The organism is Sphingobacterium sp. UBA7253 (assembly GCF_002472745.1).
Classification (GTDB): Bacteria; Bacteroidota; Bacteroidia; order Sphingobacteriales; family Sphingobacteriaceae; genus Sphingobacterium; species Sphingobacterium siyangense.
The window spans coordinates 34,699-42,760 of sequence record NZ_DKSP01000143.1 but is presented as its reverse complement, the minus strand read 5'-3'; the positions used below and the strand labels follow the sequence as shown (position 1 = coordinate 42,760).

Annotated in this window: 5 protein-coding genes; 2 read left to right on the top strand and 3 right to left on the bottom strand. The window is 39.4% G+C overall.

Annotated elements, in window-relative coordinates:
* Positions 1–63: 63 nt before the first annotated feature.
* Positions 64–1,386, bottom strand: a complete 1,323-nt coding sequence (locus B2X72_RS14910) for an NYN domain-containing protein (RefSeq protein ID WP_286850294.1) — start codon at positions 1,384–1,386, stop codon at positions 64–66.
* Between the two features lie 412 nt (positions 1,387–1,798).
* Complete coding sequence (locus tag B2X72_RS14905; protein ID WP_286733744.1) at positions 1,799–2,593, bottom strand: helix-turn-helix domain-containing protein; 795 nt, start codon at positions 2,591–2,593, stop codon at positions 1,799–1,801.
* Positions 2,594–2,682: 89 nt separating this feature from the next.
* On the opposite strand from B2X72_RS14905, the gene B2X72_RS14900 reads away from it, so the two are divergent.
* Positions 2,683–3,891, top strand: coding sequence for a CynX/NimT family MFS transporter (locus B2X72_RS14900; protein ID WP_286850292.1), 1,209 nt, complete (start codon positions 2,683–2,685; stop codon positions 3,889–3,891).
* An 84-nt stretch (positions 3,892–3,975) separates the two neighbouring features.
* On the opposite strand, the gene B2X72_RS14895 is transcribed toward B2X72_RS14900, so the two are convergent.
* Positions 3,976–5,835 carry a CocE/NonD family hydrolase gene (locus B2X72_RS14895; RefSeq protein WP_286850290.1) on the bottom strand — a complete coding sequence of 620 codons (1,860 nt, stop codon included), beginning with the start codon at positions 5,833–5,835 and terminating at the stop codon, positions 3,976–3,978.
* A gap of 637 nt (positions 5,836–6,472) precedes the next feature.
* On the opposite strand from B2X72_RS14895, the gene B2X72_RS14890 reads away from it, so the two are divergent.
* On the top strand, positions 6,473–7,801 hold the full coding sequence (locus B2X72_RS14890) for an inositol-3-phosphate synthase (protein ID WP_075991923.1): 1,329 nt from the start codon (positions 6,473–6,475) through the stop codon (positions 7,799–7,801).
* Positions 7,802–8,062: the final 261 nt, after the last annotated feature.

Sequence of the window (8,062 nt, the reverse complement as noted above, 5' to 3'; positions counted from 1 at the left end):
TAGGACAATATACATATTGTCCTATCACCCTATTAAAGCGAGAAAAATAACCCTGAATAAGATTTAAACGGATTTATTTTGAAGGCTAAAGCTAACTTCATTCAGTTTGATCAGTTGTATTTGTATTCCTTCTGCAAGACCAAGCTGCGTAGCGGCTTCTTTTCCCAGTTTAAGTACATGAAATCCTCTGCCTCGGTAGGTAAAATTGCATTCATATTCTCCGGCATTGATCATAATCCTTAATTTTTGGGATTTAGTGGGAAATAAAGGTTTGAATTCTTTTGCAATTCTTATTTGCGATTTCTTAACATCATCTGCAGTAATCTTGTTGCCCTCTGAAGGAAAAAGCATGTTTGTCGGTGGTGTCTGTACTGTGGAGGCTTGGGACTCGGCTTTTTGCTCCTGAATTTCCTGAACTTTTGGAGCCTCATTTTGTATCGGTTCAGAACTTGTTTTATCCTGACGTTTCTTCTCTTGGCGCCCTTTCTTTCTATTGTTTTGATTGGCAGTTTTTCCCGCAGTTTCTGTAGGCGGTACGGAAGGAATAGGAGTAGAAGGAGTTTTGTGCTCAGTTTCCACTGCTGTAGCGGGGCTGGCCATTGCTAAAGGCCGTTTAATGATATTACGGATGTAGTAGTGTTTTATGCGCGATTTGTCGGTGTTTCGCTCTTCAATTTCAAAATCTTCCTTGTAGGCTTTAAAAAGGTGGGACATCTTGTCGTATCCGTAATTTCGCGCATCAAAATCAGGTTTCCTTTTATTGAAAAGACTTCCGATTTCCCCTAGGAAAGCCCAGCCATTTTCATCAGCTGTATCATCGACAGTGTCTTTTAAAAGTTCCAGGGTTTCTTCATCCAGTACCGCTATACTTGCCGGGTTGTCAACCGGGGCGGGTTTGGGTTGATTTTGCTGTTTTTTCTTTGTGACTGTTTCTTTCTTTTGATTTTTCTCGAAAATTTCCACATAGATAAACTTGTCACAGGAGGCGATAAAAGGCTTAGGTGTCTTTTTCTCACCTATACCGATTACGAGCTTGCCTGATTCCCGGAGGCGGGTGGCCAAGCGGGTGAAGTCGCTGTCGCTCGATACAATACAAAATCCGTCCACTCTGTCCGAATGCAGAATATCCATGGCGTCAATAATTAATGCGGAATCAGTAGAATTTTTGCCTTGGGTATAACTGTATTGTTGTATGGGGGTAATCGCGTGAGTAAGAAGTTTGTCCTTCCATTTTTCAACATAAGGGTTGGTCCAGTCTCCGTAGATGCGTTTGATGGTTGGAATCCCGTATCTTTTGACTTCATTCAAAATCTCTTCGATCTTTCGATAAGATACATTATCCGCATCGATTAGTATTGCGATTTGCAAATCCCCATGTTCTGCCATATATGTTTAGATTATTTTTTCAATATTTGAACTCTTTTCTATTCGCCTGACCTTTCTCATCCGAATATATTCGTTAAAAATACAGTATTGTTAAAGAATTTCTTGAATTTTTTAAGAATTAATTTGAACGCTATTTTTTGGGAACATGCGATTAGTTGCTTTTGTTTGGGCCTAAGGGGGAAATTATTGTGTTTGCGGAGCAGTGAAATGATTTGAGGGACGGTGAAAATAAATAAAAAAAGGTTTTCAAACGGGGAGAATGAAAACCTTAAATAACCAATTATAAACCTAAATTATGATGATACAAAGATAGTGTAAATATTACACCTGTGCAACTATTCGTTACTATTTTTTTAAAATGTCTTATATTTTGTAGCTGCACAGCTACAAACGGCCTGTAGCTGTGCGAAAACTAGTCCATCATGAAACTCGAAGGTCTATATTTCATCACAGCATAAAAGCTATTGGTAAACGCTTGTACGCTTTTATAACCGACTTTATACGCGATTTGGGAGATGGTGAATTGTTTTGTGCTAAGAAGTTCCAAACTCTTGATAATGCGGAGTAACTGCTGATATTTTGCAAGTGTCATTCCGGTTTCCTTTTTAAAAAGGCGCTCAATAGTTCGGAGCGAAAGATTGGACAATAGGGCAATCTCGTCTAATGTGAAGGCTTCTGTGTAATGGTCATGTAGGTGATTTAAGACGGCTTGAAGTCTATTCTCCTGAGGAAGGGTGATCCCAAGTTGGAGCAATTGTGCCGCAAAATAGGGGAGTTCATGGAGTAAAGCACCCAAGAAAACTTTTTCATGTTTATCTTCTTCAATCAATTTCGACCATTTTTCACAATACAAAATCATTTCCCGTAATACTTTAGGCGCAGAAAATAGCTGTACCTGACTGAAAAACAACTGGTCTTGTGCGCCGTCAAATTGTGGAGTATCAAAAAAAAGTACCATAAGCTTGATGCGTTCAGAGTGGGAGTTGGTCTTATGTACTGCACCGGAGGGAATCCAGGCAACGTGATTTTGGGGGAGTAAATACATTTTTCCTGCGACGGTAAGGTATTGGAAACCCTGTTCGACATAAATCAACTGGCCTTTGCGATGACTGTGCAACTCGTTGTCGTGTATCCAGTTTTCTTCAAACCAGACAAAGGTTGATTTCTGGATGCGTTCAATTGTCAATGTATGATTTGTTTGATCCATGTCGTTTTAAATTAAATTAATGGCAAATTTAATTAAAATTTCAGGTATATCTTTGCAGGCGATCATTACATGTATAGCGCGATTTTATTATGAAAGAAAATATAAAAGTATCCACAGCTGTTTCTTGGACCTGGTTATCCGTATTGGTTGTTGTTATGGTCTCAACCAATCTGCGGTCGCCAATTACAGCCGTTGGCCCGGTACTGGGGCAAATCAGTGAAGATTTACAATTAAATAGTTTTCAAAGCAGCCTATTGACGGCAATTCCCCTTTTTATGTTTGCGAGCTGTTCTGTCGCAGTAAGTCGATATTCGCATAAACTGGGCATGCATCGTTTTTTATTGTTTGGTTTAATGCTGTTGAGTGTAGGGATTGTGCTTCGGGTCTGGGGCAATATGTCAACGCTGTTTGTGGGATCTTTTTTAATTGGACTTGGGATCTGTGTGGGCAATGTCGTTACACCTGGCTATATAAAAACCAGTTTTCCAAAGCAGATTGGGCTGATGACAGGGATTTTTGCGGTAGCAATGAACCTGACTGCGGCTTTTGCTTCGGGTTTTAGTTTACGATTGGGTGAATGGACCGGTCTTGGGTGGCAAGGCTCACTGGGTGTTTGGGTGATTTTAGCCTTGTTATCACTTATAGTTGTTTTTTTTGATGGTTTAGGCCGTAAGAAAGCTCAAGGTATTACTGAAAATAGACAAGCGACAAGTGGAATCGGGCATATCTTTAGGTCAAGATTGGCCTGGTATATCAGCCTATTTATGGGTATTCAGTCCCTGATTTACTACAGCTTGATTTCTTGGTTGCCCAACGTATTGGTCGATTATGGGATGCCAAAGGAGGATACGGGCTGGTTGCTGTTTTTGATCCAAATTGCCATGATTCCCATTATGTTCATTGGACCTATTTTGGCTCATCGGATGAAGGATCAACGTTTAATGGCAACTGCTGTTGCGATAGGCATGCTTGGAAGTATCTTTATATTTTGGCATTACAAGCTTCAGGGAATTTATGTTGCCGCCGTATTGTTGGGACTTTCCAATGGACTGTCTTTCAGTTTGTCTATTCTCTTCTTTACCCTGCGGGCTAGATCAACGGCAAATGCAATCAAAATATCGGGCATGGCGCAGTCTGTTGGCTATTTTATTGCGGCTTTTGGTCCGCCGGTCTTTGGTAGGCTGCACGAAATAGATGCTACCTGGAATTACTCGTTCTACTTTTTGGCGGGGAGTATCGTACTTTTATTATTTGCGGGATGGAAGGCCGGAGAAGATACGTATGTAGCGGAAGATTAAAGATAAGGCTACATCAGGCATAGGTGTTTAGCTGATGTAGCCTTATTCAATTAGCTTTTAAGCGCTGGCTTTCGAATTGACCTGTTAATCTTTGAGGACAGAAAATTCGATGTATGTGGCATTGTTCACATCGTGAAAAATACGTTGGGTAGCTTTACGGAAGTCAGCTTTGGTGGCTGTATAAGACGGTAAAAATACCTGTGGATTTCGTTCTGCTAACGGAAACCATGAGTTTTGTACCTGAACCATAATGCGATGTCCTTTTTTGAAGGTATGCGCAACGTCTGGCATTTCAAAATTAACCTTTTCGACCATACCTGGAGTCAAGGCCTGTGCTTTATCAAAACCATTTCGGTATTTCCCCGCCATGATCTCACCACGTACCATCATTTGATATCCAGCCATTGTTTTTCCTTGATAACTTGCAGCATCGTTCGGGTATACATCAATCAGTTTGACAACATAGTCCGCGTCGGTTCCTGTTGAGGAGACTTTGAGGAAGTTTTTGATTGGGCCTACTATCGTCAGATCCTCCGTCAACGGTTCCGTTTGATAAACCATGACATCAGGGCGACTAGCTGCGAAACGTTGATCATCTACCATATACTCCCGTGTTCGGTTTTGAATTAGCCCACCTTGATGCGGAACAGGTTTATTAGGGTCTGTTACATATTCATCCCAGGAATCTGTACGTTGAACTTTGTCAAATCCAAGTTTCCCCTGAGGTTGGAAGTATAGTTTTTTTGTCTCTACATTTTTTGGCGGCCATTGTTCGAAATGTTTCCATTCGTTGCTGCCTGAGACAAAAATGTTAGCTTCGAAAGGGGCGAAGTTTCCTTCATCTTTTAGGTAATATTTGAAAAACGGTTGTTCAAATTGCTCCTGATAAGTAATACTGGTTTTTTTCTCAAATTGAATATCACCTAAATAGTTTCCTTCTGCACGAACCCAGCCGCCATGATACCAAGGTCCCGCGACTAAAATCGAGTTGTTTTTTTTGCTTTTATCCTCAATCGATTGGTAAGTCTTAAATGTTCCATAAGCATCTTCCGCGTCAAAGAAACCACCAACCACCATCACAGCTGGTTTTACCTCCTGTAAAGAATTGGTGATCACACGCGATTTCCAAAAATCATCATAGTCGGGATGTTTAAACAGGTCATTCCAAAATTGTACGGAGTCACCAAAATACTTTTCTTTGAGTTCCCGCGCTGTTCCTGCTTCTGCAAAAAAGTTATATTTATCGGCTTCTTTGATTTGAATTTTGCCCTTAAATTGATCTGGTGTGATGGGTTTTGGACGTGGGACACCAAAGGTTGACATGAATGTAAATGCATCCTGAAGAAACAATACGCCATTATGGTGGAAGTCGTCGCCGATAAACCAGTCTGTTACGGGAGCCTGTGGGGAGACTGCCTTCAAGCTCGGGTGTGTTTTGACCAATCCGACGGTAGAATAGAAGCCTGGATAGGAAATCCCATAGAGCCCGGCTTTGCCATTATAGTTTTTGAGATTTTTCTGTAACCATTCAAGCGCATCATAGGTATCCGTACTTTCATCGATTGCTTTTTTATCTTTGCTGTAGGTGGTCGGACGAATATCTTCAAAATCACCTTCGCTCATCCACTTGCCACGGACATCCTGATAAACGAAAATATAACCTTCACGCATCATTTGGGGAAAGTTTCCCAAGCTTTTTTTGTATTCGTTCTGCCCATAAGGAGAAACCGTGTAGGGTGTTCTATTGAGTAAAACTGGATATTTCTTGGATTTGTCTTTTGGACTGTAGATCGCAGTAAATAATTTCTTCCCATCTCGCATGGGGATTGCTACTTCGGTCTTTTCATAATGATCTCTAACATAAGCCGAGTCGGCAGCTGTTTGAGCATGTAACTGGCTTGCGCTTAAAAGCGCTAAAGTTAGGCACGAAATTGTATTTTTCATTCAGATAATTATTTGTTCAGTACATTCTTTGGTGTAAATTATAATTTTACACTTGGGTTCATTTTTTGCAATGCTATGGATACTCTTATGCACCTTGGGCGCTATGCGATACAGTTAAATTTGTCATCGCGTTATCGTTTGGCAGACCATTTCTCCAGCTACAATGAGCGGATCAACAGCTGATGGTTTATAAATTGAACGATAGATTCATTGCGTGTATTTAGATTTTAGGCTAAAGTTAGTGCTACTAAAACCATTTTCCAATTTTATTGTCATATTTATAGCGAATAGAAAAAGAAAAATTGACCAATTTTTGAGAAAGAAAAACTTTTTTTGGATTGAATTTGGATTAGTTTTCGAATCTTAATATATTGAGTAAAATTAAGGAGAATTATTTTTTGGGTTAACAGCTTTAGCTAAAAACGTTAAATTTCAATCAGATGGATGAGTAGAACACTAAATAATAATTCATTTTCAGATTATTTTTTTAGGTTTCGAATGGGGTTTGTATTGGTATTTGTCACGATTTTATAAATTAAGTGGGCAGTGGTATGAAATATGTTTTTTTAAGCTAATTTTAAGAATTATTTTATCATAATACATCAATTAAATAACAATTTAAGTATATAGAATTAATATGGGACAACAAGTGAAAGATGCCAATGGAAAATTGGGTATTCTTATTCCGGGATTAGGTGCTGTGGCTACAACATTAATCGCTGGTGTGGCATCTATAAACAAAGGTTTTTCAAAACCAATCGGATCTGTTTCTCAATTGAGCAGAATCCGTCTGGGTAAACGCACTGAGAACAGAAATCCATTAATTAAAGATTTTGTCCCTTTAGCAAAATTGGAAGATGTTGTTTTTGGTGGATGGGACGTATATGAGGATAACGTATACGAGGCTGCATCAAATGCACAGGTATTGGAGCAAGGCCAATTGGATGCTGTTAAGGCTGAATTGGAGGCAATCCAACCGATGAAGGCTGTGTTTGACCGTAATTTTGTGAAAAATTTGGACGGAACGCACATCAAATCTGAAAAAACTCGCCGTGAATTGGCAGATGCCGTACAACGTGATATTCGTGAATTTAAAGAGAAAAACGGATTAGACCGTGTTGTATTGGTATGGTGTGGATCTACTGAGCGTTATATTGAAACAAACGAAGCTTTTTCAACTTTAGCTAAATTAGAGGAAGCATTAGACAATGATGATCAACGTATTCCACCAAGTATGATCTATTGTTATGCGGCATTGAAAGAGGGAGCTCCTTATGTAAATGGTGCACCAAATTTAACATGTGACGTTCCTGCTATTGTTGAGTTGGCGCATGAAAACGGTGTGGCAATTGCAGGTAAAGATTTTAAAACAGGCCAAACATTGATGAAAACAATTGTGGCACCTGGTCTTCAAGCGAGAGCTTTGGGTGTTGAAGGTTGGTTTTCGACGAATATCTTAGGTAACCGGGATGGATTAGTATTAGATGATCCTGAAAATTTCAAAACAAAAGAGGTCTCTAAATTATCGGTATTGGAAGAAATTCTGGATGCGAAAAAGAACCCTGAGTTATACGGTGATCTTTATCATAAAGTACGTATCAACTATTATCCTCCACACGGCGATAATAAAGAATCTTGGGATAACATCGATATCTTCGGTTGGTTGGGTTACAAAATGCAGATTAAGATCAATTTCTTGTGTCGCGATTCAATTTTAGCTGCTCCGGTTGCGTTGGATTTGGCTTTGTTTATTGATTTGGCTCAACGTGCGGGTATGTCTGGTATTCAAGAGTGGTTATCATTTTACTTGAAATCTCCTCAAACCGCTCCGGGATTACCTCCTGAACACGATATCTTCAAACAATTGATGAAATTGCAAAATACATTGCGCCACATTATGGGTGAAGATTTAATCACACATTTGGGATTGGATTATTACCAGGAGCTAGTAGATAGTATTCAATAAATTACCTTAATAAGAGAGGGGAAACAATTGTTTAAAAACAATTTTTCCCCTTTTTCTTCAAAATCCTTACGATATTGAAGATTTGTGATATAACCCTCTGTAGACTTTTGCGCTTACGAACGCTGAGATAGTGACGGGGGTTTTGCTTTTTTATAAATGATTTTATTTTGCAATTAAAAGAAATGGAATTTGCAATTATAGCGGCGGGAGAAGGTTCTCGATTGCGAAAAGAGGGATTTAATTTATCGAAACCCTTGCTAC

Coding starts and splice junctions, on each gene's coding strand:
- B2X72_RS14910 (WP_286850294.1), bottom strand. CDS start 1,386: ATGGCAGAACATGGGGATTTGCAAATCGCAATACTAATCGATGCGGAT.
- B2X72_RS14905 (WP_286733744.1), bottom strand. CDS start 2,593: ATGGATCAAACAAATCATACATTGACAATTGAACGCATCCAGAAATCA.
- B2X72_RS14900 (WP_286850292.1), top strand. CDS start 2,683: ATGAAAGAAAATATAAAAGTATCCACAGCTGTTTCTTGGACCTGGTTA.
- B2X72_RS14895 (WP_286850290.1), bottom strand. CDS start 5,835: ATGAAAAATACAATTTCGTGCCTAACTTTAGCGCTTTTAAGCGCAAGC.
- B2X72_RS14890 (WP_075991923.1), top strand. CDS start 6,473: ATGGGACAACAAGTGAAAGATGCCAATGGAAAATTGGGTATTCTTATT.